Source organism: Streptomyces sp. NPDC007162 (genome assembly GCF_040634175.1).
Classification (GTDB): Bacteria; Actinomycetota; Actinomycetes; order Streptomycetales; family Streptomycetaceae; genus Streptomyces.
On sequence record NZ_JBEYFC010000091.1, the window covers coordinates 1 to 24,167 of the forward strand.

Here is a 24,167-nt window from a genome sequence, read left to right on the forward strand (position 1 = left end):
CCTGCACCTCCTCGCAGCTGCTGGGCAACAACGGCTTCGAGTCGGGCAACACCACCTGGACCGCCTCCAGCGGGGTCATCACCAACTCCACCAGCGAGTCGGCGCACGGCGGCTCGTACTACGCCTGGCTCGACGGGTACGGCTCCGCCCACACCGACACGCTGTCCCAGTCGGTGACGATCCCGGCCGGCTGCACCAACACCACGTTCACCTTCTACCTGCACGTCGACACCGCCGAGACCACCACCAGCACCCAGTACGACAAGCTGACGGTCAGCGCCGGTTCGACCACCCTGGCCACGTACTCCAACCTCAACGCGGCCTCCGGATACGTGCAGAAGTCCTTCAGCCTCGGGTCCTACGCGGGCTCGACCGTCACCCTGAAGTTCAGCGGTGTCGAGGACTCCTCGCTCCAGACCAGCTTCGTCGTCGACGACACCGCCGTGACGACCGGCTGACAAGTGCCGTGCTCCGACCGGATCCCGCCCCCGGAAGCCGTCCGGGTGCGGGATCCGTATGACCGGGGGATACGTCATATCGGCACCAAGGGTCCGTTCCCCGACGGAAAGGCGGACACCCCATGCGCCGTACGACGTTCCACCGCGCGTCGCTCGCCGCGACGACCCTGCTCCTGCTGGCGGGCTGCGGCTCCCAGGGCGGGGGCGACCAGGGCGGCGGCGCGGTGTCTCCCGCGCCGACCGCGAGCCCCAGCGCGACCCCCACCGGCACCACCACCCCGAGCCCGACCGCGAGCGCCACCCCGAGCGCGACCCCGAGTTCCGGCACGGGTGCCGGCGGCTCGTCCGGCGGCTGCACGCCCCTGACCTCCGAGCTCACCGCCGCCGACAGCGGCCGTACCTACTGCCTGGCGCGGCACGGCACCCTCCGGATCACCCTGACCGGCACCTCGCAGCGCCCCTGGGAGAAGATCGCCGTCGGCGGCGACACCGGTGCCCTCAAGCCCGTGAACTACGGGATCATGCTCCGCGGCGGTGACGCCGGAGCCGCCTACCAGGCCGTCGCCGCGGGCACGGTCACGCTCAGCTCCACCCGCCCGCTGTGCGCGCAGCCCACCGCGCCCGGCCGGGTCTCCTGCAAGGGCATCCAGGAGTGGCGCGTCCTCGTACGGGTGAAATGAGGTTCACCCGGCCAGGTGCCGCACCTGGTCCCACAGCACCGGGTCCACCACGCCCACCCGGCGCCGGAAGTCCCACACCGCGAGCTCGCGCAGCTCGTCCGTCTCCAGGAAGCTCGGCCGGCCCTGGGAGTCCCCGACCGAGCCCGGCGGCAACGGGATCACCCCGGCGCGCTCGTCGTGGTACTTGCTGGTGATCTTGGCGACGGTGGCCCGGTTGCCGCGCACCGCCAGCACCAGGCACGGCCGGTCCTTGGCGCCGGGAGCGTCCTCGTAGGGCACGTTGGCCCACCAGATGTCGCCCGGATGGGGCCGTCCGGCCCTGTCCCGGGTACTGCGCGGATGCCCCGGGGGGCGCGTGCTGTGCCCACGCGGACGGTGCCCCCTGCCCCAGCCGTCGACGAGGGTGGCGACCAGCGCGAGCAGGACCACCGCCGCGAGCGCGAGCCACCAAGACGTGTCCATACGACGACGTTACCGGCGCGAGATAATCGACGCGCGCCCTTACGCAATCCTGATACGCCCCCGGTCCAGCCGAACCGGTGACAGCACAGGTGAGTTCGCACACAACGGCCCCTGGCGGAGGAGCGACCGGCCCTTTTGCGCCTTACGCTCGACAAACCGCACGACCCCCGCCCACCCCATTTTCCCGACTCCAGTTCCCGGTCCGTCCGGGCGTCCCGCCAACGGAGGTTTCTGCTTCATGAAGCTCACCGTCGTCGGCTGCTCGGGGTCGTTCCCGTCCGCGGAATCGGCCTGCTCGAGCTACCTCGTAGAGGCCGACGGCTTCCGGCTGCTCCTCGACATGGGCAACGGCGCCCTGGGCGAGCTGCAGCGCCACTGCGGTCTCTACGACCTCGACGCGATCTTCCTGAGCCATCTGCACGCCGACCACTGCATCGACATGTGCGCCTACTTCGTGGCGCGCTACTACCGCCACGACGGCGGCCCGTGCCCCCCGCTCCCCGTCTACGGCCCCGAGGGCACCGAACACCGGCTCACCACGGCCTACGCCGACACCCCCACCGCCTCCTCGATGAGCGAGGTCTTCGACTTCCACACGGTCAAGCCGTCCACGTTCGACGTCGGCCCCTTCACCGTCCACACCGAGCGGGTCAGGCACCCCGTGGAGGCGTACGGCATCCGCGTCGAGCACGCCGGGAAGTCCCTGACCTACTCGGGCGACACCGGCGTCACCGAGACGCTGGAGGAGCTGGCCCGGGACACCGACCTGTTCCTGTGCGAGGCCGCGTTCACGCACGGCAAGGAGGACATCCCGGACCTGCACCTCAACGGCCGCGAGGCCGGCGAGACCGCCGCCCGCGCCGGGGCCCGCAAGCTGGTCCTCACCCACATCCCGCCGTGGACCGACCCCGCCGTCAACCTCGCCGACGCGCGCGAGGTCTTCGACGGCCCGGTGGAACTCGCGGCGCCGAGAGCGACGTACGAGATCTGACGTGTGTACGGCGTTCAGGGCCGTACACGAGAAGGCCCCCGCCGCGGCGGGGGCCTTCGTCATGGGTGCTGCCGGACTCACGCCTTCGTGAGGTCCTCGACCTCCTCCTCGGGCTCGCGGCCCGGGGTGGGGAGGTTGAACCGGATGATGGCGAACCGGAAGACGAAGTAGTAGACCGCTCCGAAGACCAGGCCGATCGGGATGATCAGCCAGGGCTTGGTCGCCAGGTTCCAGTTGAGTATGTAGTCGATGACACCCGCGGAGAAGGTGAAGCCCGCGTGCACCCCGAGCGCCCAGGTGATCGCCATGGACAGGGCGGTCAGGACCGCGTGGATCACGTACAGCAGCGGCGCGATGAACATGAAGGTGAACTCGATCGGCTCGGTCACACCGGTCACGAAGGAGGTCAGCGCCATCGACATCATCATGCCCAGCACGGCCGCGCGGCGCTCCGGGCGGGCGGTGTGCGCGATGGCCAGGGCGGCGGCCGGCAGGCCGAACATCATGATGGGGAAGAAGCCGGACATGAACTGACCGGCCGTCGGGTCACCGGCGAAGAAGCGGGTCAGGTCACCGTGGACGACCACACCGGCGGAGTTCTTGAAGTCGCCGATCTGGAACCAGGAGACGGTGTTCACGAACTGGTGCATGCCGACCGGGATCAGCGCGCGGTTGATCAGACCGAACAGACCGGCACCGAAGGCGCCGAGGCCCGTGATCCACTTGCCGAAGTCGGAGATGCCGTTGCCGATCGGCTCCCAGATCAGGCCGAAGAAGACGCCCATGAGGGTACCGACGAAGGCCATGATGATCGGGACCAGCCGGCGGCCGTTGAAGAAGCCGAGCCAGTCCACCAGCTTGGTGCGGTGGAACCGCTGCCAGGCCACCGCGCCCAGCAGACCCATCACCAGGCCGCCCAGCACACCGGGGTTGTTGTAGGTGGCGGCGATGTCCGCGCCCGCCTGGACCTTCGCCTCGGTGACCGGGAACGCCTTCAGGACGTTGCTGTAGACCAGGAAGCCGACCAGCGCCGCCAGCGCGGTCGAGCCGTCCGACTTCTTGGCGAAACCGATCGCGACACCGATGCAGAACAGCAGCGGGAGGTTGTCGAAGATCGCGCCACCCGCCGTGGCGAACACCGCCGTGACCTTGTCCGGCAGGTGCAGCTTGTCGTGGATGTCCTGCTGGCCGAAGCGGAGCAGCAGACCGGCCGCCGGGAGCACGGCGATCGGCAGCTGGAGGCTGCGGCCGACCTTCTGCAGGCCTTGGAACAGCCCGGATCCCCGCTTCTTCGCGGGAGCCGCCGTGGGCGCGGTGGCGGTGCTCATAGACTTCCTCCATCGGTGATGGTCTACACCACTCAGTGGTGTAGACCTGTTGTACACGATGGGGGCGTTATAAGGAACCCGTCAATCCCGCGACCGCAGCGCTACCCGGCGTACGCCATCCGGTGACAGGCCGCTCAGGCCTTGGTGACGTCCTCCACCTCGTCCTCCGGCTCCCTCCCCGGTGTCCTCAGGTCGAACCGCGTGATCGCGAACCGGAAGGCCACGTAATAGACCGCCGCGAAGCACAGGCCGATCGGCACGATCAGCCAGGGCTTCGTCGCCAGCCGCCAGTTGATGACGTAGTCGATCAGCCCCGCCGAGAAGCCGAACCCGTCGTGCACCCCGAGCCCCCAGGTCACCGCCATCGACACCCCGGTCAGCACCGCGTGCGCCACGTACAGCAGCGGCGCGACGAACATGAACGAGTACTCGAGCGGCTCGGTGATGCCGGTGACGAACGAGGTCAGGGCCACCGACAGCATCAGACCGCCGATCTCCTTGCGCCGGTGCGGCTTCGCGCAGTGCGTGATGGCGAGCGCGGCCGCCGGCAGCGCGAACATCATGATCGGGAAGAACCCCGACGTGAACTGGCCCGCCTGCGGATCACCCGCGAGGAACATGTTGATGTCACCGTGCACCGTCCGCCCGTCCGGTGTCGTGTAGCTGCCGAACTGGAACCAGAGGGGCACGTTCAGGAACTGGTGCAGCCCCACCACCAGCAGCGCCCGGTTCGCGAGCCCGAACACCCCCGCGCCCCACACCCCCACCCCGTGCAGCCAGTGACTGAAGCTCTCCAGGCCGCTCCCGACCGGCGGCCAGATCCACAGGCACAGCGCGGCGAACCCCATGGCCACGAACGACATGATGATCGGGACCAGCCGCCGCCCGTTGAAGAACCCCAGCCAGTCCACCAGCTTCGTCCGGTGGTACCGGGCCCAGAAGAAGGCGGTCAGCAATCCCAGCGCGATCCCGCCGAAGACCCCCGGATTCTGGAACGTGCACGTCGACACCGTCCCGTCGCTCACCTGGCACCCGATCCCGGGCAGCGTCCTCGACCCACCCGGGCAGGACTGCGGGAACTGGTGCAGCACCCCGTAGTAGACGAGGAAGCCCGCCACCGCCGCCAACGCCGTCGAACCGTCCGCCTTCTTCGCCATCCCGATCGCGACCCCGACACAGAACAGCAGCGGCAGTCCGACCGAACCGTCGAGCAGCGCCCCGCCCGCCCCCTGCATCACCTTGGACACGCCCGTCCAGCCAAGCCCCCCGACCCCGAAGATGTCGGGCTGCCCCAGCCGGTTCAGGATGCCCGCCGCCGGCAGCACCGCGATCGGCAGCTGAAGGCTCCGCCCCATCTTCTGCAACCCCTGGAACAGGACGTGCCACCGCTCCCGCGCGGGACCGGCCGTGCTGTCGGCGCTCTCGGCACTCATGGCGCGTCCTCCGGGCCGCTCGGCTCCACCGCAGGGGTTTGGCGACCACCCGCCCGCTGGTGTAGACCAGTCGGCAGACGGTTCCGCCGCGGTGCTCGCCATCATTCGGCACCCGCGGCACGACCGCTCGCAAAGATGGGCCAACTGTGGGTTACTGCGACAAAGCGGTTCGGATCAGGGAGAAACTACATGGCCAGCAAGGCTGAGAAGATCGTCGCCGGCCTCGGCGGAATCGACAACATCGACGAGATCGAGGGCTGCATCACCCGGCTGCGCACCGAGGTGCACGACGCCTCCAAGGTCGACGAGGCCGCCCTGAAGGCCGCCGGCGCCCACGGCGTCGTCAAGATGGGCACCGCCATCCAGGTCGTCATCGGCACCGACGCCGACCCGATCGCCGCCGAGATCGAGGACATGATGTAACCGCTGATCCACCCCGAAGGGGCTCCTCCCGCCTGGGGAGGAGCCCCTTCGGCGCTATGGATAGGCTCGTCGCCATGTCACGCATCGACGGCCGCACCCCCGAACAGCTCCGCCCCGTCACCATCGAACGCGGCTGGAGCAAGCACGCCGAAGGCTCCGTCCTCGTCTCCTTCGGCGACACCAAGGTCTTCTGCACCGCCTCCGTCACCGAAGGCGTCCCCCGCTGGCGCAAGGGCAGCGGCGAGGGCTGGGTCACCGCGGAGTACTCCATGCTGCCCCGCGCCACCAACACCCGCGGCGACCGCGAGTCCGTCAAGGGCAAGATCGGCGGCCGCACCCACGAGATCTCCCGCCTCATCGGCCGTTCCCTGCGCGCCGTCATCGACTACAAGGCCCTCGGCGAGAACACCATCGTCCTCGACTGCGACGTCCTCCAGGCCGACGGCGGCACCCGCACCGCGGCCATCACCGGCGCGTACGTGGCCCTGGCCGACGCCGTCGCCTGGGCGAAGGGACGCAAGCTCGTCAAGGCCGGACGCCAGCCCCTCACCGGCACGGTCTCCGCCGTCTCCGTCGGCATCGTCGGCTCGGTCCCGCTCCTCGACCTCTGCTACGAGGAGGACGTCAGGGCCGAGACCGACATGAACGTCGTCTGCACCGGCGACGGCCGCTTCGTCGAGGTCCAGGGCACCGCCGAGGCCGAGCCCTTCGCCCGCGACGAACTCAACGCCCTGCTCGACCTCGCCGTCGCCGGCTGCACCGACCTCGCCGCCATCCAGCGGGCCGCCCTCGAATCCGCCGCCGCGCAGCAGTGAGCGGACAGTAAAGGGAACCAAAAAAGCCGAGGCAACCAGGGCGCCCGACCCCGCGTCCCTATGACTACGGGCGCACGGCGTGAACAACCGTGCGCCCGGCCAGCCGTCAACGGGGAGGGGAACACTTTCATGGTCGCCAGCCGACGCCGAGGCCGTCGCACCACCGCCATCGCCGCCGCAGCCGCGACCACCGCACTCGCCGCCGCCCTGCTCACCGGCTGCGGCACCGTCGACAAGGCCCTGGACTGCGTCCAGACCGCCGACTCCATCGCCGACGGCGTCACCGGCCTCCAGCAGGCCGTCGAGAACGCCGCGAACGACCCCACCCGGGCCGATGCCGCCCTCGACTCCATCCAGCAGAACCTCAAGAAGATCGGCGACAGGACGGACGACACCGACGTCAACAAGGCCGTCGACGACCTCCAACGAGCCGTGGACAACGTCCGCACGGCCATCAGGAACGGCGACTCCACCCCCGACGTCGCGCCGGTCACCGACGCCGCCGGCGAACTCACGAAGGTCTGCACGCCGTAACCGGCCGCCGGGGCACTTGCGATACTGCCACCCATGACCACGACGCCCCGCCTGATCCTCGCCACCCGCAACGCCGGAAAGATCACCGAGCTGCACTCGATCCTCGCCGAGGCGGGACTGCCCCACGAACTGGTCGGCGCCGACGCGTACCCCGACATCCCCGACGTCAGGGAGACGGGCGTCACCTTCGCCGAGAACGCCCTCCTCAAGGCCCACACCCTCGCCCGGGCCACCGGCCTCCCGGCCGTCGCCGACGACTCCGGCCTCTGCGTCGACGTCCTGCACGGCGCCCCCGGCATCTTCTCCGCCCGCTGGGCCGGCCGCCACGGCGACGACAAGGCCAACCTCGACCTGCTCCTGGCCCAGCTCTCCGACATCGCCGACGAACACCGGGGCGCCCACTTCGCCTGCGCGGCGGCCCTGGCCCTCCCCGACGGCACGGAGCGCGTGGTCGAGGGCCGACTCCGCGGCACCCTCCGCCACACCCCCACCGGCACGAACGGCTTCGGCTACGACCCGATCCTCCAGCCGGAGGGAGAGACGCGCACATGCGCCGAACTGACCCCCGCCGAAAAGAACGCGATCAGCCACCGGGGGAAGGCGTTCCGGGCACTGGTGCCGGCGGTGCGGGAACTGCTGGGCTGAGAACGGGGGAGGGGCCGCCCGGCAGGGCAGGGCAGCCCCTCTGAACGTGCGGCCGATGGGAGTCGAACCCACATGGGCAAATGCCCCGAGGCACCTAAAACCTCTGCTTATACCATTCAGCAACGGCCGCGTGCCCGCCCATGCTACCCGGATTGTGGACGGCGTCGATTGCCGCCTCTGCACCACGTGTCGGTGATCGCGTGGCAGTTGGGGCAGAGCAGCCGCAAGTTCTCCTGTCGGTCATCGCTCCAGTCTCCGTTGATGTGGTCGATCTCGAGAGTCATTGGTTTGCCGAGCCATTCGGAACCCACTCCGCACTCTGCGCAGGCTTCGGGCACGCCAACTCGGCAAAGCGCCCGGCGCAGCAGATGGGTCCTGGTCCGGCGCTTGCCGTTGTGCTTGACCAGGATGTCCTCTGGACGCTTGGCCTTGTCCGGGCGGCTCTTTCCCCGTGAATGCGCCTGCCCAAGGAAGTGCGCGGTGGCCAGTCCTTCCTCGGCGATCCACTGGCGTAGCCGTGCACGCTGAGTGCTGGTATCCGGGCGCCGCAGCAGGCGCAGTACTCCGGAGACGGAGACCGACTCGGCCACTGCCGCGCGTAACTCGTCGGTCCCGGGGCGCGTTTGCCGGCCGGGGTCAAGGAAGTGCGAGATGTCGATTCCGAAGTGGGTGAAGCGCTCGCGGAGGTAGCGATCGAGTCTGGCGTAAGGGGCGCTGCCGCAGTAGGCGATCACGTCATCGATGCTGGAGCACAGCCGGGCCGCTTCCTCCAGCCGTTCACGGGTGTACCGCACGCCGCTGCTCATGCCGAGCCACCCTGGGTGCGGCCTTTGCCTCGCCCTCGATAGCTGTCCGTGGTGGAGTGGCAGTTGGGGCAGAGCAGGCGCAGGTTCTGGATGCGGTTGTCGCGCCAGTTGCCGTCGATGTGGTCGACCTCCAGCGGGAGCGGGCGGCCTCGCCAGACCGCTTCCGTGCCGCACCCGGCGCAGAGCTCCGGCACGCCCATCGCCGTCATCGCCCACCTGAGCCGGTCGCTCGGAATGCGGCGGGCACGGTCCTCCGACTGCTCGATGAGCAGCCCTTCGGGGGTTCGCGGACGCCACGGCTTGCCCTGCCGGGTCGGTAGCCGGAAATGTGAGGTGTCGATCCCGTACGCCTTGACCCGTCGGCTGATGTGCGTGTGATGCCCGCCGACCACCTCAAGCCCCAGTCGGCGCAGCACCTCGCACATGTTCGTCGAGGCCGCCACCGCCCCCTCCAGTGCTTCCCGTGTCCACTTCACCCCCTCCCGCTCGAAGTGCGACACGTCCACGCCCAGCTTCTTCATCCGTTCGTACACATACCGCCGCGTCGAACTCCCCGGATCCACCCCCAGCCTCCCCAACGCCTCCGACAGCGTCCGCGCTCCCCGAGCCGCCTCTGTCAGCCGCTCCCTGGTGTACGCACTCGCTCCCACCGAGCCCCCTCCGTCTCCGGCCGCGCGTTCGCAGCCCGTACGGAGTAACGAACCGGTTATCGGACAGTCACGCCCGGAAAAGAGGAGCGGCCCGTCCCGGGTCGTCCCGGGGCGGGCCGTCGGTGCGAGAGGGGGTGGGCGTCAGATGCCCAGATCCTTGATGATCTTGGCTACGTGGCCGGTGGCGCGGACGTTGTAGAGGGCCTTTTCGACCTTGCCGGTCTCGTCGACGATGATCGTGGAGCGGATGACGCCCAGATACGTCTTGCCGTAGTTCATCTTCTCGCCGAAGGCGCCGTACGCGTCCAGGACCTTCTTGTCGGGGTCGGCGAGGAGGGTGACCTTGAGGTTCTCCTTCTCGCGGAACTTGCCGAGTTTCTCCGGGGCGTCGGGGGAGATGCCGAGGACGTCGTAGCCGGCGTCGGCGAGCAGGGAGAGGTTGTCCGTGAAGTCGCACGCCTGCTTCGTGCAGCCTGGGGTGAGGGCCGCGGGGTAGAAGTAGACGATGACCTTGCGGCCCTTGTGGGCGGAGAGGGACACCTCGTTGCCGTCGGCGTCGGGGAGGGTGAAGTCGGGGGCTACGTCCCCGGGCTGGAGTCGCTCGCTCATCGCTCTAGCGTAACGGGGGGTCCTGACATGGCGGCCGGGGCGAGAACTGACAGACTGTCCAGAACATGCAGTACCGCAGAGTTCGGAGGGCCTACGGTGGCGGAGACGTCGGACACCAGAACCCCGGCGCAGATCGAGGCGGACATCAAGCGCCGCCGCGAGGTGCTGGCCGAGACGCTGGACGAGATCGGGGTGCGGGTGCACCCGAAGACCATCGTCGGCGACGCGAAGGCCAAGGTCGCGGCCAACGTCGACCACACCCTCGGGAGGGCCTATGTCCAGGTCAACCGGGTCGTGAGCGATGTGAAGGCCCAGTTCGTGGACGAGGGGGGCGCGCCGCGCCTCGAGCGGGTCGTGCCGGTCGCCCTCGTCGCCGTGGGCGTGGTCGGGCTGCTGGTCCTCAGCGGCACCCGGCGGCGTAAGAGCTGATCAGAGGCAGGTAGGTTCAAGGCGTGAGCGCCAAGAGAGACGAGCAGAGCAGCCAGCACGACAAGCTGCCCATCCGGATGCTGCACGACCGGGTTCTGGTCAAGCAGGACACCGGGGAGGGCGAGCGCCGGTCGGGCGGGGGCATCCTGATCCCCGCCACGGCGGCGGTCGGGCGTCGGCTGGCCTGGGCCGAGGTGGTCGCGGTCGGTCAGAACGTGCGGACGGTGGAGCCCGGCGACCGGGTGCTGTACGACCCGGAGGACCGTGCCGAGGTCGAGGTGCGGGGCGTGGCCTACGTGCTGATGCGGGAGCGCGATCTGCACGCCGTGGCCGCCGACCGGTTCGAGGGCTCGGAGGACTCGACCGGCCTGTATCTGTGAATCGACGGTAGAAAAGGGCTGGTGGCTACGGTCACCAGCTCTTTTTGTCGTTTCTTTGCTACCTTCGAAGGGTCAGCCCGACGAGACGCGCTGTACCGGGACCGTGGGGGCAAAGACGACGCACCCCGTGCTCAGCGAAACGTCTCGGAGGTGCCGTCATGGCCTGGGTTCTGCTCGTCGTCGCCGGTCTGCTGGAGGTCAGCTGGTCCGTCGGAATGCTGCGCTCATTGGGGGACACCCCCGAACCCCCGTACACCGACGGTTTCACCCGGCCCGTACCCAGTCTGTTCACCGGCGCCGGGATCGTCGCCAGCATGCTGCTGCTGTCGTACGCCGCCCGGTCCCTGCCCCTCGGTACCGCGTACGGCGTATGGGTGGGGATCGGGGCGGCGGGGGCGGCGGTGTTCGGGATGGTGGTGCTCGGGGAGCCGGCCACCGCCGCCCGGATCTTCTTCGTGTGCCTGCTGCTGGTCGCCGTGGTGGGGCTCAAGGCGACCAGCGGTCACTGACCGGTCCGGTGGGCGGCTACCCGAATCCGAGGCCGCCGCCGTTGTCGCCGGCCGTGGTCCCCGTCGACGTCCCGGCGTCCCCGGTCCCGGCCGAGGTGCCCGTACTGGTCCCGTCGGTGGTGGTTCCCGCGGAGGTCCCGGAGTCGGTGCCCGAGGTCGTCGTACCGGTACTGGTGCCGGAGGTGGTCGTACCGCCGTTGCCGGTGCCGGACGTGGGGGAGCCACCCGTCGTGCCGGACGTGGGGGAGCCGCCCGTCGTGCCGCCGCCGGTGGTGCCGCCGGTGTTCTGGTCGCCGCCGGTGGTGCCGCCGTTGTCCTGGCCGCCGGTGCCCGGGGTGCCGCCGTTGTCCTGGCCGCCGGTACCCGGGGTGGCCGGGCCGAGGGTGGCGGGTGCCTGGGTCTCGGCGCCCGCCTGGAGGTCGAGGTCGAAGGCGAAGGGCGCGGTGCCCTTGAGGGCGGCCTTGGTGTACTGCGACCAGATCTCGGTGGGGACGCCGCCGCCGTTGATCCGGGCGAGGCCCAGCGCGCCGTAGAGCGGCTTGTGGGCGGCCGTGACCGGGTCCTGGCCCATCACGGAGACGACGGTCGCGAGATCGGGGGTGTAGCCCGCGAACCAGGCGGCGGTGTCCTCCTCCGCGGTGCCGGTCTTGCCTGCGGCCGGGCGGCCCGCGGCCTGGGCGGCGGTGGCGGTGCCGTTGTCGACGACGCTCTGCAGGACCGACGTGGTGGTGTCGGCTGCCTGGCGGCTGACCGCCTGGACGGTCTTGGACGTGGGCAGCTGGACGGTCTCCGTGCCGTTCTTGGTGATCTTCGCGACCATCGTGTACGTGCCGTGCTTGCCGTGGTTGGCGAGCGTGGCGTAGGCCTCCGCCATGTCCAGGACGCTGGCGGTGGCGGTGCCGAGCGCGATGGACGGGTACGGCTGGAGGTCCTTGGTGTCGGCGGGGATGCCCAGGCCGACGGCGGTCTGCTTGACCTTGGAGGGGCCGACGTCGACGGCCATCTGCGCGTACACCGAGTTCACCGACAGGTCGGTGGCCTTGCGGACGGTGATCTGTCCGTACGACTTCTCGTCCTCGTTCTCCGGTGCGTAGGCGCCGCCGGGCCAGCCCTGGACGGTGCGCTTGTTGGTGCCGTCGTAGTAGGTGTTCGGGGTGATGGTCTGCCCGGACTGGGTGGTGGAGCCGTTGTCGACGGCGGAGGCGAACACGAACGGCTTGAAGGTGGAGCCGACCTGGAAGTCACCGCGGGTCGCGCCGTTGGTGTACTGCTTCACGTAGTCGATGCCGCCGTACATGGCGACGACGCTGCCGGTCTTCGGGTCGACGGAGGCGCCGCCCGCGCGGACGTAGTTGTCGACCTTGTTGTTCTTCTTGTCCAGCTGGGAGATCAGCTTGTCGTCGACCGCCTTGACGAAGGCGTTCTGCTTGTCCTTCTCCAGGGTGGTGGTGATGCGGTAGCCGCCGGCCTCCAGGGAGTCCGAGTCGATGATCTTGTTCTTGACCAGGTAGTCGTTGACGGCGTTGACGATGTAGCCGCGCTGCCCGGACATGCCGGTGGAGACGGTCTGCTCCTTGGGCATCGGGAACTTCATGGCGGCCCGCTTGGTCTCGCTGAGCCAGCCCTTCTTGACCATGCCGTCGAGGACGTAGTTCCAGCGGGCGATGGCCGCGGCCTTGTTCTCGGGGTGGGCGACGACGTCGTACTCGCTGGGCGCGTTGACGAGCGCGGCGAGGTAGGCGGCGCGGGCCGGGTCGAGATCGGCGGCGTCCTTGCCGTAGTAGGCCTGGGCGGCGGCCTGGATGCCGTAGGCGTTGCGGCCGAAGTAGCTGGTGTTGAGGTAGCCCTCCAGGATCCGGTCCTTGGACTCGTTGCGGTCCAGCTTGATCGCGACGAACACCTCCTTCACCTTGCGGGTGACGGTCTGCTCCTGCGCGAGGTAGTAGTTCTTCACGTACTGCTGGGTGATCGTCGAGCCGGACTGGGTGCCCTTGCCGGTCGCGGTGTTCCAGGCGGCGCGCAGCATCGCCTTGGGGTCGACGGCGGACTCAATGTAGAAGTCGCGGTCCTCGGCGGCGAGCACGGCGTGCTGGGCGTCCTTGGAGACCTGGGCGAGGGTCACGTTCTCCCGGTTGACCTCGCCGTCGCGGGCGAGCTGGGAGCCGTCGGCGTACAGGTACACGTTGGACTGCTTGGTGGCGAACGCGTTGGCCGCCGGGATCTTCACCATCGAGTAGCCGAGGAAGAACAGGCCGATCAGCAGGAGTGCGCCGAGCACGAAGGTGCCGAGCAGCATCCGCCAGGTGGGGATGATCCGCCGCCATCCGGTGCGCCTGGTCCGCTTCATCTTCTTCCCGCCCCCCTTCGTCTCCGCGTCGGCGGCGGGCGGCTCCGCCCCGGACGCCGTGACCGCCGCGGGCGGCGTGGCCGCCGGTGCCTTCGGCACCCTGATCGCCGCGAGCTGCCGCGTCTGCGTGTCCTCGGCCGGCGCGGCCCGCTGCGCCGGCGGCTTCCGCACGGCGGTGAGCTGCTGCGTGTGCGTGTCCTGAGCAGCGGCACCGGCCACCGGTACCTTCGGCCCCCCGGGCGCGCCGGGTGCCTGCGGACTCGGCTCGTCTCCGGGCGCGGCCGCCTGCGTCCCCGGCCGGCCTCCGGCGGCGGGTGCCTGCCGCCCCGGCGTGCCGGGCACGCCGGCCACCGGTACCTTCGGCCCCCCGGGCGCGGCGGGTGCCTGCGCCCGCGGCTGGTCTGCCGCGCCGGGTGCCTGCGGACTCGGCTGGTCTGCTGCTGCGGCTGGCCGCGCTCCTCGCTGACCTTCTCCCGCGGCGGCTGCCCGCGCCCCCTGGTCTCCAGCGGCCGCTGCCTGGGTGCCCTGGGCCGCCGTCGTTCCCCGCGGCTCGGCGGGCTCCTGTGCCGCCGCCTGGTCCGCCGCGGCGGATCTCTGCGGCTGCGGCTCGTCGGCCGCGGCGGTCGGCTGTGTCTTCGCCTCCTCGGCCGGCTCGGCTGGCTTCGTCTGCTTCCCCTCGGCCGCAGCCGGCGGCTCCGTCGGGCCTCCGCCGCCCTCGTTCGGCTGCTGCGGCTGCGGCTCGTCGCTCATGTGCTGCACGGACTCCTGTTTCGCGTCGTACATTTGTTCCAGTACGACCTCGTACGCTTCTGCGCCCCCTGATGAAGACTCTCGCACCGTGCGTTCCGTTCCCGGATTCCGGCACGCTTCGGTCACGGAAATTGCGTGGCCTGCGGTGTCGTTCGCGCAGTAGGCTCCTGCGCTTCGGTGTCGGGCGGTCCGGGAGGTCGGTTGGCGTGGGCGCGGGACGGTTGTACACGGCCGTCGCGGCGGGGGGTTTCCGAAGGTACGCGACGTACCGGGCGGCCACTGCGGCAGGGGTGTTCACCAACACGGCCTTCGGGATCATTCTCGTCTACACGTACTTGGCGCTGTGGGACGAGAAACCGCACCTCGGAGGCTACGACCAGGCGCAGGCCGTCACCTACGTGTGGCTCGGTCAGTGCCTTTACGCGACGCTCGCCATCCAGGGCGGGGGTGTCGAAAAAGACCTGATGGAGCGTATCCGAACCGGCGCGATCGCGATCGACCTGTACCGTCCGGCGGACCTGCAACTGTGGTGGCTGGCGACGGACCTGGGCCGCTCGCTCTTCCAGATGCTGGGCCGGGGCGTGATCCCCTTCCTGTTCGGCGCGGTGTTCTTCCCGACGGCGCTGCCGTCCGACGCCGGCACCTGGGCGGCCTTCCTGGTCGCGCTGCTGCTGGCGATGCTCGTCAGCTTCGGCATCCGCTACCTGGCGGCGCTGAGCGTGTTCTGGCTGATGGACGGCATGGGCGTCAACCAGGTCATGATGATCACGGGGGTGTTCTTCTCGGGGATGACCCTGCCGCTGAACGTGTTCCCGGGCGCGCTCGGCGAGATCGCGCGGGCCCTGCCGTGGGCGGCGCTGATCCAGATGCCGGCCGACGTGCTGATGGGGGAGACCGGCGCGCCGGAGGCGTTCGCCTTCCAGGCCGCCTGGGCGGTGGTGCTGCTGGCGGTGGGCAGGCTGGTGCAGTCGGCGGCGACCCGGCGGGTGGTGGTGCAGGGTGGGTGAGCGTGCCCTGGAGGGGCTGCGGACGTACCGGCTGATCGCCGGGATGTGGGTCCGCTCGACGATGATCTACCGGACCTCCTTCCTCCTCACGGTGGCCGGGAACCTGCTGGTGACCGGCCTGGACTTCGCGACGATCCTGCTGATGTTCAGCCGGGTGGGTTCGCTGGGCGGCTGGTCGCTGCCCGAGGTCGCCTTCCTGTACGGCCTGTCGGCGACCGCGTTCGGGGTGGCCGACCTGGTGCTCGGCTCGATGGACGTGCTGGGCTCCCGGATCCGGGACGGTTCCTTCGACACGCTGCTGGTGCGGCCGGCCCCGGTCCTCGCCCAGGTGGGCGCGGACCGCTTCGCGCTGCGCCGGCTCGGCCGGATCACCCAGGGCGCGGTGGTCCTCGGCTGGGCGACGGTGTCGGTGGACGTCCACTGGACGGCGGCGAAGCTGCTCCTGGTGCCGCTGATGCTGGGCAGCGGTGCGGTGATCTTCTGTGCGCTGTTCGTGGCGGGCGCGGCCTTCCAGTTCCTGGCGCAGGACGCGGCCGAGGTGCAGAACGCGTTCACCTACGGCGGTACGACGCTGCTCCAGTACCCGCCGACGGTGTTCGGGAAGGAGTTCGTGCGCGGGGTGACGTTCATGCTGCCGCTGGCCTTCGTCAACTGGGTGCCGGCGGCGTACGTACTGGGGCGGTCGTACCCGCTGCGGCTGCCGGAGTGGACGGTGTGGTCGCCGCCGCTGGTGGCGGCGGTGTGCTGCGCGCTGGCGGGGCTGGCGTGGCGGGCGGGTCTCAGGTCCTACCGGAGTACGGGGAGTTGACGATGTTCATCGAGGTCGACGGGGTCGAGAAGGTCTTCGAGGTCCGCAAGAAGGCCGGTTTCCTGAAGCGGGAGCGCCGGCAGGTACGGGCGGTGGACTCGCTCTCGTTCACGGTGGCGCGCGGCGAGATGGTGGGGTACATCGGTCCGAACGGCGCCGGCAAGTCGACGACGATCAAGATGCTGACGGGCATCCTGACCCCGAGCGCGGGCCGGCTCCGGGTCGCCGGGATCGACCCGTCCCGCGAGCGCACGAAGCTGGCCCACCGCATCGGCGTCGTCTTCGGGCAGCGCACCACCCTGTGGTGGGACCTCCCGCTCGTCGACTCCTACCGGCTGATGCACCGCATGTACCGCATCCCGGACGCCCGTTACCGGGAGAACCTGGACCGCCTGGTCGAACTCCTGTCCCTGGACACGCTGCTGGACGTCCCGGTACGGCAACTCTCCCTCGGCCAGCGAATGCGCGGCGACATCGTGGCCGCGCTCCTGCACGACCCGGACGTCCTCTACCTGGACGAGCCGACGATCGGCCTGGACGTGATCTCCAAGGCCAGGGTCCGCGAGTTCCTGCGGGAGCTGAACGCGGAACGCGGCACCACGGTCCTGCTCACCACCCACGACCTCCAGGACATCGAGCAGTTGTGCTCCCGGGTGATGGTCATCGACCACGGGCGGCTGATGTACGACGGTCCGCTCGCCGGGCTGCACGAGGTGGGCGAGAGCGAACGGACCCTGGTGGTCGACCTGGAGCGGGAGCTCCCGCCGATCGAGGCGGGCGGCTCGGCGCGGGTGGTGAAGGTGGAGGGGCCGCGGCAGTGGCTGGCGTTCCCCGCCTCCGAGTCGGCGGCGCCGCTGGTGGCGAGGATCGCGGCGGAGTACCCGCTGGTGGACCTGTCCGTCCGCGAGCCCGACATCGAGACGGTGATCGCGACGATCTACGCGGAGCGTACAACCGCGTAGTCCCGGCCGCCGTCAGCTCGTAGTCTGCTCCTATGACCGACGATGCCCCGGAGTTGCGCGCCTCCGACGCCGATCGTGAACGAGTCGCCGAGATCCTCAGGGACGCCCTCGCGGAGGGGCGGCTCGACATGGCGGAGTTCGAGGAGCGGCTGGAGGCGACGTACCAGGCCCGTACGTACGGTGAGCTGGCGCCGATCACCAGGGATCTGCCGGCGACCGGATCCCCCGCGGTGTCGCTTTCCAAGCCCGCGGCGGACGACGGGCGTTGGGCCGGCCGGTTCGTCGGCGGTGAGGGCACCTCCACCTGGGCGGTGGCCGTCATGTCCGGCTTCCAGCGCAAGGGCCGCTGGACGGTGCCGAGGCGCTTCACCTGCCTGGCGTTCATGGGCGGTGGCGAGATCGACCTGCGCGAGGCGAACTTCGCGGACCGCGAGGTGGAGATCAGCTGCTTCGCGGTGATGGGCGGGGTGAGCGTGATCGTGCCGCCGGGCGTCGAGGTGGTGATGCGGGGCATCGGCGTCATGGGCGGCTTCGACCACTACGAGGAGGAGACGCTGCCGGACCCGGGCGCCCCCAGGGTGATCGTGACGGGCCTGGCGTTCTGGGGCGGCGTCGAGGTCCAGCACAAGGCGACGAAGGCGGAACGCCGACACCTGAAGGAAGAACGCCGCCGGCTCCGCGGAGAACGCCGGGAGCTCCGCGAGGAACGCCGAGAAGACCGCCACCACCGCAGACACGGCGACTACTGACCGACGCCGATGCCACTGACCGCCGCGGCGGATCAGGGTGGAGCACCTTACAGCGCCGCCGACCCCCCGCTTCCCAGGCCGGGCAGGTCGATCGACTCAGCCATCTTCGCGAAGCCCGCGTCGTTCGGGTGGAGGTGGTCTCCGGAGTCGTAGTAGGGGCGGAGGCGGTCGGGGGCGTACGGGTCGCGCAGTGCCTTGTCGAAGTCGGTGACCGCGTCGTACACCCGGCCCGACCGGATCCGTTCGTTGATCTCCTCGCGGACCCGTTCCCTGGCCGGGGTCCACCCGGCGTGCCCCTGGAACGGCATCAGGGTCGCCCCGACCACCCGGATCCCGTGTCCGTGGGCCGCGCGGACGAGCGTGCGCAGCCCGGCGACGACCGCGTCGGGGTCGGCGAGCGCGGGGTTGCGGAGGATGTCGTTGACGCCGAGGTCGACGACGACGACTTTCACGTCGGGGCGGGACAGGACGTCCCGACCGAACCGGCCGACCCCGCTCTCGTTCACGGCGGGCCGCCCGACCCCGTCCGCGAGGACCTGGTTGCCACTGATCCCCTCGTTGACCACGCCGTACCGCAGACCACCCCCGCGCAGCCGCCCCGCGAACACGTCGGTCCAGCGCCGGTTCGCCCCCGTCGTGGAGGTGATCCCGTCCGTCAGCGAGTCCCCGAACGCCACCACCGTCCCGGCCGAGTCGTCGCTCAGCACGTCGAGGGCGGTGACGTAACGCCAGTACGGCGTCTGCCCGGTGTACGCGGCGGCCCCCGCGTCCTCGGTGCGGTCCCCGGCCGCGACGTACGAGATCTGGCGGGCGCGCGGGTGGTAGGTGACCGGACCGGACGCGGTGGGGGAGTACGTGGTGACCAGCACGTCCGCCGCGCGCGGCACCCGCAGCGCCACCGCGTCGCTGACCGCCTGCCCGCCCGCCGGTATGACCACGGAGACGGCACCGCCGAAGGTGAGCCGCCGCATCGTCCCCGGGGCGGCCGCAGCGGTGTCGTGGCCCGCCGCGAGGGCGACGGACGCGTGGGTGAGGGTGAGCGCGGACTGCCCGTACAGGTTGGACAGGGTGACCCGGGCGCTCGTACCGGACGCGCTCGTGTGGACGACGTTGCGCACGGACCGGCCCGCCAGTCCGTCCGTGCCGGTGCCCGGCTCGCCGCCCACCGGGGCCGCGGCCCAGGAGCCGATCCAGGTCCCGGCGGAGACGGGTGCGGCCGAGGCGCCGTGCCCGCCGCCGCCCGGGGAACCGGTGGCCGCGGACGCCCCGTCGTCGGGGGCTACGACGAGATAGAGGGCGGCGGACAGGGCCACGATCAGTGCCACTACCGCCCCGAGCAGGGCGAAACCGTGGTGACGCCGGGTCATGCTTATGCGTTCTCCTCAACCTGTGGACGGCGTCTGAAACGCATCAGGACCGACCGGAATTCCCCGGACATACAGACGACGGGAACTCTTGTTCCGTTCCGGGAGTAGGTCGGCAAGGGACAATATGTGCGGGATCACCGTGAGGGTGGACCGGCTGCGAACGGGTGGAGCAGATGGCGGAACCTACGGAGACGACGGACGGCCGGGCCGACGGCCGCGCGACCGCCGTACCGTCGTACAAGTCGATGAACGCCTTCACGCCGGCCGACGAGGAACGTCAGCAGGGCGTACGGCGGATGAAGCGCACGGCGACCGGCCTGCTGCTGCTGGTCGCCCTGGTGTACGCGCTGGCCAAGTGGGCGTCGGGCGCGGGCGCCGGACCGTGGGCGGACTACGTGGCCGCGGCGGCCGAGGCGGGCATGGTCGGCGCGCTGGCCGACTGGTTCGCGGTGACCGCCATCTTCCGGCACCCGCTCGGCGTGCCCATCCCGCACACCGCGATCATCCCCAACAAGAAGGACCAGCTCGGCGTCTCGCTGGGCGAGTTCGTCGGCGAGAACTTCCTCTCCCAGGACGTCGTACGGCAGCGGCTGCACGCCGTCGGCATCGGCAGCCGGCTCGGTGCGTGGCTGGCCGAACCGAAGAACGCCGACCGGGTGACGGCCGAGCTGGCTACGGCGCTGCGCGGCGCCCTGACCGTGATGCGGGACTCCGACGTCCAGGCCGTGGTCGGCGAGGCCATCACCCGCCGTGCCGACGCCCAGGAGATCGCCCCGGGCATCGGCAAGATGCTGGAGCGGATCGTCGCCGACCAGGGCCACAAGCGGGTCGTGGACCTGGTGGTCAGCCGCGCCCACGACTGGCTGGTGCTGCACGGCGACTCGGTGATGGACGCCGTCCAGGGCGGCGCGCCCGGCTGGACGCCCCGGTTCGTGGACCGGCGGGTCGGCGAGCGCGTCTACAAGGAACTGCTGCGCTTCTGCGCCGAGATGCGGGACATGCCCTCGCACCCGGCGCGCGGCGCCCTCGACCGCTTCCTCACGGACTTCGCGAACGACCTCCAGTCCGACACCGACACCCGCGCCCGGATCGAACGCCTCAAGGGTGACGTGCTGGGCCGCGGCGAGGTGCAGGACCTGATCGCGTCCGCCTGGACGGCCGTACGATCCATGATCGTCTCGGCGGCCGAGGACGAACGCAGCGAACTGCGGCTGCGGGTGCGCGCCTCCCTGATCTCGCTGGGCGCCCGGATGGCCACCGAACCCAAGGTCCAGGGGAAGGTCGACAGCTGGGTCGAGGGCGCGGCCGTGCACGTGGTGACCACCTACCGCAAGGAGATCACCTCCCTGATCACCGACACCGTGGCGGGCTGGGACGCGGAGCACACCACCCGGAAGATCGAGGCGCACATCGGGCGCGACCTCCAGTTCATCCGCATCAACGGCACGGTCGTCGGCTCCCTGGCGGGCGTGCTGATCTTCACGGTGTCGCGGGCGCTCGGGGCGTAGGGAGCGTTCCGCGGGGCACTCGATCGGGCGGCTTTCGGTATAGCGGTCCCGGTCGAGGAGGCGTGTGTGGGTACGGCTACGGACATGGGCGTGGACGAACACGGCGGACCTACGGTCACCTCCCGTATCCCGGCCCGTCTGGACCGGCTCCCGTGGTCCCGCTGGCACTGGACGATCGTCATCGGCCTCGGCACGGTCTGGATCCTGGACGGGCTGGAGGTCACGGTCGTCGGCAACATCGCGAGCCGGCTGTCCGAACCGGGCAGCGGCCTCGCGATCTCCTCCGGCCAGGTCACCGGCACGGCCGCGGCCCTGTACGTGGCGGGCGCCTGCATCGGCGCCCTGTTCTGGGGCCGTATGACCGACCGCTTCGGCCGCAAGAAACTCTTCATGATCACCCTGGCGGTGTACCTGGCCGCCACCGCGCTGACCTCGTTCTCCTTCGCCCCGTGGTGGTTCTTCCTCTTCCGGTTCCTGACCGGGTTCGGCATCGGCGGCGAGTACGCGGCGATCAACTCCGCGATCGACGAACTGATCCCGGCGTACTACCGCGGTCGCGTGGACCTCGTCATCAACGGCAGCTTCTGGATCGGCGCGATCGGCGGCTCGCTGCTCTCGGTCGTCGCGCTGAACACGGACTTCCTGGCCAAGGACGTGGGCTGGCGGCTGACGTTCGCCCTCGGGGTCGTCCTCGGCCTGGTCATCCTTCTCGTACGGCGCAACGTCCCGGAGAGTCCGCGCTGGCTGCTGATCCACGGCAGGGAACGGGAGGCCGAGGAGGTCGTCTCGTCCATCGAGAGCCGGGTGGAGGCGGAGAGGGGCGAGCCGCTGCCCGAGCCGGAGGGCGAGCTGGTGATCCACCAGCGCGGCAGCGTCGGCTTCGCCGAGATCGCCCGTACGGTCTTCCGCGACTACCGGCGGCGGGCCGCCCTCGGCTTCTCCCTCTTCATAGGGCAGGCGTTCCTCTACAACGCGATCACCTTCGGGTTCGGCGCGATCCTCACGACGTTCTTCGACGTGCCGACGGGCGACACGGGTTACTACTTCGTCGTCATCGCGGTGGGCAACTTCCTGGGCCCGCTGCTGCTGGGCAAGCTGTTCGACACGCTCGGCCGACGGGTGATGATCTCCGGGACGTACCTGCTCTCCGGCCTCCTGCTGTTCGGCACCGCCAGGCTGTTCGACCGCGGCTCCCTGACCGCGACGACCCTCACGGCCTGCTGGTGCGTCGTGCTGTTCTTCGCGTCGGCCGGAGCGTCCAGCGCGTACCTCACGGTGTCCGAGATCTTCCCGATGGAGACCCGCGCGATGTCCATCGCGTTCTTCTACGCGCTGGGCACGGCGGCCGGCGGCATCAGCGGGCCGGTGCTGTTCGCCGACCTGACGGGCACGGGCAAGGTGTCGGACACGGTCCTCGCCTTCCAGATCGGCGCGGGCCTGATGTGCGTGGCGGGACTGGTGGCGGCACTGCTGGCGGTGAACGCGGAGCGCAGGTCCCTGGAGGACGTGGCCACACCACTGTCGGCCGCGGGGGGCGAAACGGCGAAGGCGCAGGCCTAGGGGGGCGGGGCGGCGCCCCGGACGAAGCCGTTCGCAGGGGCTTCGGTCGCTCTCAGGCCCCGGTGGTGGACCCCGGCCGGACGATCATCAGCACGGTCACGACGGCCCAGAGGAGGTTGAACAACCCGGTGAACATGGCGAGTCGCACGGTCGCCTGCCGGGTCCCGCCCCCGCCGCCGGTCCCTTCCGCGGGCCCGCCCTCGACCAGCGCGGTCTGCCGGGGCAGTACCAGCGCGACGAGGACGAGCGCCGCGAGTGCCGTGAGCGCGATCGACGTGATCAGCCAGGCGCTGCCCAGCACGTGCATGGAGCTCGCCGTGGCGAACCCGAACACGGGGACGACGACGCCGACGAGCGCGTACACCCGGCATATCCGGTGCAGCAGGAGCAGGGTCCCGGCGGCCCGGGCGTCGTCCGGCGCCTCGATGGCGCGCCGGGCGGCCGGCGGGAACATGCTGGCGGCCACGGTGACGGGACCGATGGCGACGATCGCCGCGAGGACGTGGACGGCGAGGAGGAACTTGGTCACGGCGTCGACCGTAGGCGCCGTGCAGATCTTGCAGAAGCGGCGATACTGCCACCGTTCGACGGATTCTCGCCAGGAGGTGGGCGCCGGTGGCGGGAGAGCGGCCCCTCCTGCGGCGGCAATCCGGCGGACGGCTAGGTTCCTGCCATGCACACCGTCGCCGTGCTGGTCCTGGACCAGGTCATCCCCTCCGACTTCACCGTGCCGATCGACACCTTCGGCTGGGCCCGGCTGCCCGACGGCCGGGACGCCTACCGGGTGCGGGTGTGCGGTCCTGCGGCCGAGGTGACGGCGGCGGGCGGCGCGTTCACGGTGCGGGCGCCGTACGGTCTGGACGCGCTGGGCGAGGCGGACACCGTCGTCGTGCCGGGCCTCGCGGACCCCGCCGCCGTCCCGCCGGCCGAGGTCGTCGAGGCCCTGCGCGCGGCGGCGGCGAACGGCACCCGGATCGCGTCCGTCTGCGTCGGGGCGTTCGTGCTCGCCGCCACCGGTCTGCTGGACGGCCTGCGCGCGACCACGCACTGGGCGGCGGCCGACGCGCTGGCCGCGAGGCACCCGGCGATCGAGGTGGACCCGAACGTCCTGTACGTCGACAACGGCCAGTTCCTGACCTCGGCGGGCGCGGCGGCGGCCATGGACATGTGCCTGCACCTGGTCCGCAGGGACTACGGCTCGGCGGTCGCGGCGCACGCCGCCCGGATGTCGGTGATGCCGCTGGAACGGGAGGGCGGCCAGGCCCAGTTCATCGTCCACGACCAGCCGCCGGCCCCGGCCGGGGCCACCCTGGAGCCACTGCTGAACTGGCTGGCGGACCACTGCGACCGGGACCTCACCCTGGAGGAGGTCGCGGCGCGGGCCGGCATGAGCACACGTACCCTCAACCGCCGCTTCCGCGAACAGACCGGCACGACTCCACTTCAGTGGCTGCACCGGGCCAGGGTGCGCCGGGCGCAGCACCTCCTGGAGACCACCGGCCACCCCGTCGAACGCATCGCGGCCCAGTCGGGCTTCGGCTCCCCGACGGCCTTCCGGGAACGCTTCCGCAGAGTCGTCGGAACAAGCCCCCAGGCCTACCGCCGGGCGTTCCGCGCCCCCCGGGACTGAGCCCCCGCAAGGGCGCCGGGGGTGCCCCCGGCCGAAGGCTGGGGGGAAAGAAACTGTGCGACCGTCGGCCAGACGGCAGTCGGTCAGATGGCGGTCGACAGTCAGCCCGGCGACCCGGCGCCCAGTCGGTCAGTCGGTCAGGCGGCCCGGTGCCGGGCTCGGCGTCTGGCCGGCGGTGCGGAGCTCAGCCCCTGCGGTCGGCGACGGCCCAGGACGCCAGGGCCACCGCTCCCGCCACGCCGAGGACGGACGGCCAGGCGCCGACCTTCTTGGCCAGGGGGTGCGACCCGGCGAACGCGGCGACGTACGCGGCGGACAGCGCCCCGG

At 70.6% G+C, this 24,167-nt stretch carries 25 protein-coding genes, 1 tRNA gene, 1 pseudogene and 1 riboswitch; of the genes and pseudogenes, 17 read left to right on the forward strand and 10 right to left on the reverse strand.

The features are described 5' to 3' along the window. Nucleotides 1-458, forward strand: a pseudogene (locus tag ABZ646_RS13850) (hypothetical protein); the annotation flags it as partial. A gap of 122 nt (nt 459-580) precedes the next feature. Continuing rightward, nucleotides 581-1,138 (forward strand): hypothetical protein, encoded by a 558-nt coding sequence (locus tag ABZ646_RS13855; protein ID WP_360517424.1) that lies wholly within the window; start codon nt 581-583, stop codon nt 1,136-1,138. Nucleotides 1,139-1,141: 3 nt separating this feature from the next. Here ABZ646_RS13855 and ABZ646_RS13860 read toward each other — a convergent pair whose 3' ends face one another. Continuing rightward, nucleotides 1,142-1,600, reverse strand: a complete 459-nt coding sequence (locus ABZ646_RS13860) for a type II toxin-antitoxin system PemK/MazF family toxin (protein WP_360517427.1) — start codon at nt 1,598-1,600, stop codon at nt 1,142-1,144. A gap of 238 nt (nt 1,601-1,838) precedes the next feature. Here ABZ646_RS13860 and ABZ646_RS13865 point away from each other — a divergent pair, with 238 nt between their 5' ends. Beyond that, a complete protein-coding gene (locus ABZ646_RS13865) occupies nt 1,839-2,591 on the forward strand; it encodes an MBL fold metallo-hydrolase (RefSeq protein WP_358983361.1) in 753 nt (250 codons plus the stop codon). A gap of 77 nt (nt 2,592-2,668) precedes the next feature. On the opposite strand, the gene ABZ646_RS13870 is transcribed toward ABZ646_RS13865, so the two are convergent. Together ABZ646_RS13870 and ABZ646_RS13875 are read right to left on the reverse strand one after the other, a co-directional pair. Further along, a complete protein-coding gene (locus tag ABZ646_RS13870) occupies nt 2,669-3,919 on the reverse strand; it encodes a PTS transporter subunit EIIC (RefSeq protein ID WP_360517430.1) in 1,251 nt (416 codons plus the stop codon). A gap of 134 nt (nt 3,920-4,053) precedes the next feature. Then, nucleotides 4,054-5,352, reverse strand: coding sequence for a PTS transporter subunit EIIC (locus tag ABZ646_RS13875; RefSeq protein WP_360517433.1), 1,299 nt, complete (start codon nt 5,350-5,352; stop codon nt 4,054-4,056). Nucleotides 5,353-5,541: 189 nt separating this feature from the next. Here ABZ646_RS13875 and ABZ646_RS13880 point away from each other — a divergent pair, with 189 nt between their 5' ends. The 4 genes from ABZ646_RS13880 (at nt 5,542) to rdgB (ending at nt 7,769) form a co-directional block, all read left to right on the forward strand. Beyond that, nucleotides 5,542-5,775, forward strand: coding sequence for a PTS glucose/sucrose transporter subunit IIB (locus ABZ646_RS13880; protein WP_071383815.1), 234 nt, complete (start codon nt 5,542-5,544; stop codon nt 5,773-5,775). A 74-nt stretch (nt 5,776-5,849) separates the two neighbouring features. Further along, the gene (gene rph, locus ABZ646_RS13885; RefSeq protein ID WP_360517436.1) at nt 5,850-6,590 is read left to right on the forward strand and encodes a ribonuclease PH; all 741 of its coding nucleotides are present in this window, start codon (nt 5,850-5,852) and stop codon (nt 6,588-6,590) included. Between the two features lie 129 nt (nt 6,591-6,719). Beyond that, nucleotides 6,720-7,124, forward strand: coding sequence for a hypothetical protein (locus ABZ646_RS13890; RefSeq protein ID WP_360517438.1), 405 nt, complete (start codon nt 6,720-6,722; stop codon nt 7,122-7,124). Between the two features lie 33 nt (nt 7,125-7,157). Further along, nucleotides 7,158-7,769, forward strand: a complete 612-nt coding sequence (gene rdgB, locus ABZ646_RS13895; protein WP_360517441.1) for an RdgB/HAM1 family non-canonical purine NTP pyrophosphatase — start codon at nt 7,158-7,160, stop codon at nt 7,767-7,769. A 47-nt stretch (nt 7,770-7,816) separates the two neighbouring features. Here the strand turns inward: rdgB and ABZ646_RS13900 are convergent. The 4 genes from ABZ646_RS13900 to bcp form a co-directional block, all read right to left on the reverse strand. Continuing rightward, a tRNA-Leu gene (locus ABZ646_RS13900) sits at nt 7,817-7,899 on the reverse strand. 13 nt (nt 7,900-7,912) lie between these two features. Then, entirely contained in the window at nt 7,913-8,575 is a 663-nt protein-coding gene (locus tag ABZ646_RS13905) for an HNH endonuclease signature motif containing protein (protein WP_360517444.1), read from the reverse strand. Beyond that, the gene (locus ABZ646_RS13910; protein WP_360517447.1) at nt 8,572-9,225 is read right to left on the reverse strand and encodes an HNH endonuclease signature motif containing protein; all 654 of its coding nucleotides are present in this window, start codon (nt 9,223-9,225) and stop codon (nt 8,572-8,574) included. Before ABZ646_RS13910 ends, ABZ646_RS13905 begins: the two co-directional genes overlap by 4 nt. A gap of 141 nt (nt 9,226-9,366) precedes the next feature. Continuing rightward, on the reverse strand, nt 9,367-9,834 hold the full coding sequence (gene bcp / locus ABZ646_RS13915) for a thioredoxin-dependent thiol peroxidase (protein WP_046730547.1): 468 nt from the start codon (nt 9,832-9,834) through the stop codon (nt 9,367-9,369). 96 nt (nt 9,835-9,930) lie between these two features. On the opposite strand from bcp, the gene ABZ646_RS13920 reads away from it, so the two are divergent. The 3 genes from ABZ646_RS13920 (at nt 9,931) to ABZ646_RS13930 (ending at nt 11,152) form a co-directional block, all read left to right on the forward strand. Further along, nucleotides 9,931-10,263 (forward strand): DUF3618 domain-containing protein, encoded by a 333-nt coding sequence (locus ABZ646_RS13920; RefSeq protein ID WP_360517450.1) that lies wholly within the window; start codon nt 9,931-9,933, stop codon nt 10,261-10,263. Between the two features lie 23 nt (nt 10,264-10,286). Beyond that, nucleotides 10,287-10,643: a co-chaperone GroES gene (locus ABZ646_RS13925; RefSeq protein WP_046730549.1), complete on the forward strand. Its 357-nt coding sequence runs from the start codon at nt 10,287-10,289 to the stop codon at nt 10,641-10,643. 55 nt (nt 10,644-10,698) lie between these two features. Beyond that, nucleotides 10,699-10,768: riboswitch (guanidine-III (ykkC-III) riboswitch) on the forward strand. 33 nt (nt 10,769-10,801) lie between these two features. Next, entirely contained in the window at nt 10,802-11,152 is a 351-nt protein-coding gene (locus ABZ646_RS13930) for an SMR family transporter (RefSeq protein ID WP_360517453.1), read from the forward strand. A gap of 16 nt (nt 11,153-11,168) precedes the next feature. Here the strand turns inward: ABZ646_RS13930 and ABZ646_RS13935 are convergent, their stop codons facing one another. Further along, nucleotides 11,169-13,499: a transglycosylase domain-containing protein gene (locus tag ABZ646_RS13935; protein ID WP_360517477.1), complete on the reverse strand. Its 2,331-nt coding sequence runs from the start codon at nt 13,497-13,499 to the stop codon at nt 11,169-11,171. A gap of 956 nt (nt 13,500-14,455) precedes the next feature. On the opposite strand from ABZ646_RS13935, the gene ABZ646_RS13940 reads away from it, so the two are divergent. The 4 genes from ABZ646_RS13940 to ABZ646_RS13955 are packed head-to-tail and all read left to right on the forward strand — an operon-like array spanning nt 14,456 to nt 17,775. Continuing rightward, entirely contained in the window at nt 14,456-15,256 is an 801-nt protein-coding gene (locus ABZ646_RS13940; RefSeq protein WP_360517480.1) for an ABC-2 family transporter protein, read from the forward strand. Next, nucleotides 15,249-16,064: an ABC transporter permease gene (locus tag ABZ646_RS13945; protein WP_360517456.1), complete on the forward strand. Its 816-nt coding sequence runs from the start codon at nt 15,249-15,251 to the stop codon at nt 16,062-16,064. The genes ABZ646_RS13940 and ABZ646_RS13945 overlap by 8 nt, the downstream gene beginning before the upstream one ends. Before the next feature lie 2 nt (nt 16,065-16,066). After that, on the forward strand, nt 16,067-17,026 hold the full coding sequence (locus ABZ646_RS13950; protein WP_360517459.1) for an ABC transporter ATP-binding protein: 960 nt from the start codon (nt 16,067-16,069) through the stop codon (nt 17,024-17,026). A gap of 32 nt (nt 17,027-17,058) precedes the next feature. Next, on the forward strand, nt 17,059-17,775 hold the full coding sequence (locus ABZ646_RS13955; RefSeq protein ID WP_360517462.1) for a DUF1707 domain-containing protein: 717 nt from the start codon (nt 17,059-17,061) through the stop codon (nt 17,773-17,775). A gap of 47 nt (nt 17,776-17,822) precedes the next feature. On the opposite strand, the gene ABZ646_RS13960 is transcribed toward ABZ646_RS13955, so the two are convergent. Beyond that, nucleotides 17,823-19,142, reverse strand: a complete 1,320-nt coding sequence (locus ABZ646_RS13960) for an SGNH/GDSL hydrolase family protein (protein WP_360517465.1) — start codon at nt 19,140-19,142, stop codon at nt 17,823-17,825. Between the two features lie 173 nt (nt 19,143-19,315). On the opposite strand from ABZ646_RS13960, the gene ABZ646_RS13965 reads away from it, so the two are divergent. Both ABZ646_RS13965 and ABZ646_RS13970 read left to right on the forward strand, forming a co-directional pair. Next, on the forward strand, nt 19,316-20,650 hold the full coding sequence (locus ABZ646_RS13965) for a DUF445 domain-containing protein (RefSeq protein ID WP_360517468.1): 1,335 nt from the start codon (nt 19,316-19,318) through the stop codon (nt 20,648-20,650). 84 nt (nt 20,651-20,734) lie between these two features. Continuing rightward, nucleotides 20,735-22,210 (forward strand): MFS transporter, encoded by a 1,476-nt coding sequence (locus ABZ646_RS13970; RefSeq protein WP_360517483.1) that lies wholly within the window; start codon nt 20,735-20,737, stop codon nt 22,208-22,210. A 52-nt stretch (nt 22,211-22,262) separates the two neighbouring features. Here ABZ646_RS13970 and ABZ646_RS13975 read toward each other — a convergent pair whose 3' ends face one another. Beyond that, nucleotides 22,263-22,739 carry a hypothetical protein gene (locus ABZ646_RS13975; RefSeq protein ID WP_360517471.1) on the reverse strand — a complete coding sequence of 159 codons (477 nt, stop codon included), beginning with the start codon at nt 22,737-22,739 and terminating at the stop codon, nt 22,263-22,265. 144 nt (nt 22,740-22,883) lie between these two features. Here ABZ646_RS13975 and ABZ646_RS13980 point away from each other — a divergent pair, with 144 nt between their 5' ends. Beyond that, nucleotides 22,884-23,840 (forward strand): helix-turn-helix domain-containing protein, encoded by a 957-nt coding sequence (locus ABZ646_RS13980; protein WP_360517474.1) that lies wholly within the window; start codon nt 22,884-22,886, stop codon nt 23,838-23,840. The last annotated feature ends 327 nt before the right edge of the window (nt 23,841-24,167 follow it).

What these genes read in the sequence shown, in the direction of transcription:
- ABZ646_RS13855 (WP_360517424.1), top strand. Translation starts at nt 581, where the DNA reads ATGCGCCGTACGACGTTCCACCGCGCGTCGCTCGCCGCGACGACCCTG.
- ABZ646_RS13860 (WP_360517427.1), bottom strand. Translation starts at nt 1,600, where the DNA reads ATGGACACGTCTTGGTGGCTCGCGCTCGCGGCGGTGGTCCTGCTCGCG.
- ABZ646_RS13865 (WP_358983361.1), top strand. Translation starts at nt 1,839, where the DNA reads ATGAAGCTCACCGTCGTCGGCTGCTCGGGGTCGTTCCCGTCCGCGGAA.
- ABZ646_RS13870 (WP_360517430.1), bottom strand. Translation starts at nt 3,919, where the DNA reads ATGAGCACCGCCACCGCGCCCACGGCGGCTCCCGCGAAGAAGCGGGGA.
- ABZ646_RS13875 (WP_360517433.1), bottom strand. Translation starts at nt 5,352, where the DNA reads ATGAGTGCCGAGAGCGCCGACAGCACGGCCGGTCCCGCGCGGGAGCGG.
- ABZ646_RS13880 (WP_071383815.1), top strand. Translation starts at nt 5,542, where the DNA reads ATGGCCAGCAAGGCTGAGAAGATCGTCGCCGGCCTCGGCGGAATCGAC.
- rph (WP_360517436.1), top strand. Translation starts at nt 5,850, where the DNA reads ATGTCACGCATCGACGGCCGCACCCCCGAACAGCTCCGCCCCGTCACC.
- ABZ646_RS13890 (WP_360517438.1), top strand. Translation starts at nt 6,720, where the DNA reads ATGGTCGCCAGCCGACGCCGAGGCCGTCGCACCACCGCCATCGCCGCC.
- rdgB (WP_360517441.1), top strand. Translation starts at nt 7,158, where the DNA reads ATGACCACGACGCCCCGCCTGATCCTCGCCACCCGCAACGCCGGAAAG.
- ABZ646_RS13905 (WP_360517444.1), bottom strand. Translation starts at nt 8,575, where the DNA reads ATGAGCAGCGGCGTGCGGTACACCCGTGAACGGCTGGAGGAAGCGGCC.
- bcp (WP_046730547.1), bottom strand. Translation starts at nt 9,834, where the DNA reads ATGAGCGAGCGACTCCAGCCCGGGGACGTAGCCCCCGACTTCACCCTC.
- ABZ646_RS13930 (WP_360517453.1), top strand. Translation starts at nt 10,802, where the DNA reads ATGGCCTGGGTTCTGCTCGTCGTCGCCGGTCTGCTGGAGGTCAGCTGG.
- ABZ646_RS13935 (WP_360517477.1), bottom strand. Translation starts at nt 13,499, where the DNA reads ATGAAGCGGACCAGGCGCACCGGATGGCGGCGGATCATCCCCACCTGG.
- ABZ646_RS13950 (WP_360517459.1), top strand. Translation starts at nt 16,067, where the DNA reads ATGTTCATCGAGGTCGACGGGGTCGAGAAGGTCTTCGAGGTCCGCAAG.
- ABZ646_RS13955 (WP_360517462.1), top strand. Translation starts at nt 17,059, where the DNA reads ATGACCGACGATGCCCCGGAGTTGCGCGCCTCCGACGCCGATCGTGAA.
- ABZ646_RS13960 (WP_360517465.1), bottom strand. Translation starts at nt 19,142, where the DNA reads ATGACCCGGCGTCACCACGGTTTCGCCCTGCTCGGGGCGGTAGTGGCA.
- ABZ646_RS13965 (WP_360517468.1), top strand. Translation starts at nt 19,316, where the DNA reads ATGGCGGAACCTACGGAGACGACGGACGGCCGGGCCGACGGCCGCGCG.
- ABZ646_RS13970 (WP_360517483.1), top strand. Translation starts at nt 20,735, where the DNA reads ATGGGCGTGGACGAACACGGCGGACCTACGGTCACCTCCCGTATCCCG.
- ABZ646_RS13980 (WP_360517474.1), top strand. Translation starts at nt 22,884, where the DNA reads ATGCACACCGTCGCCGTGCTGGTCCTGGACCAGGTCATCCCCTCCGAC.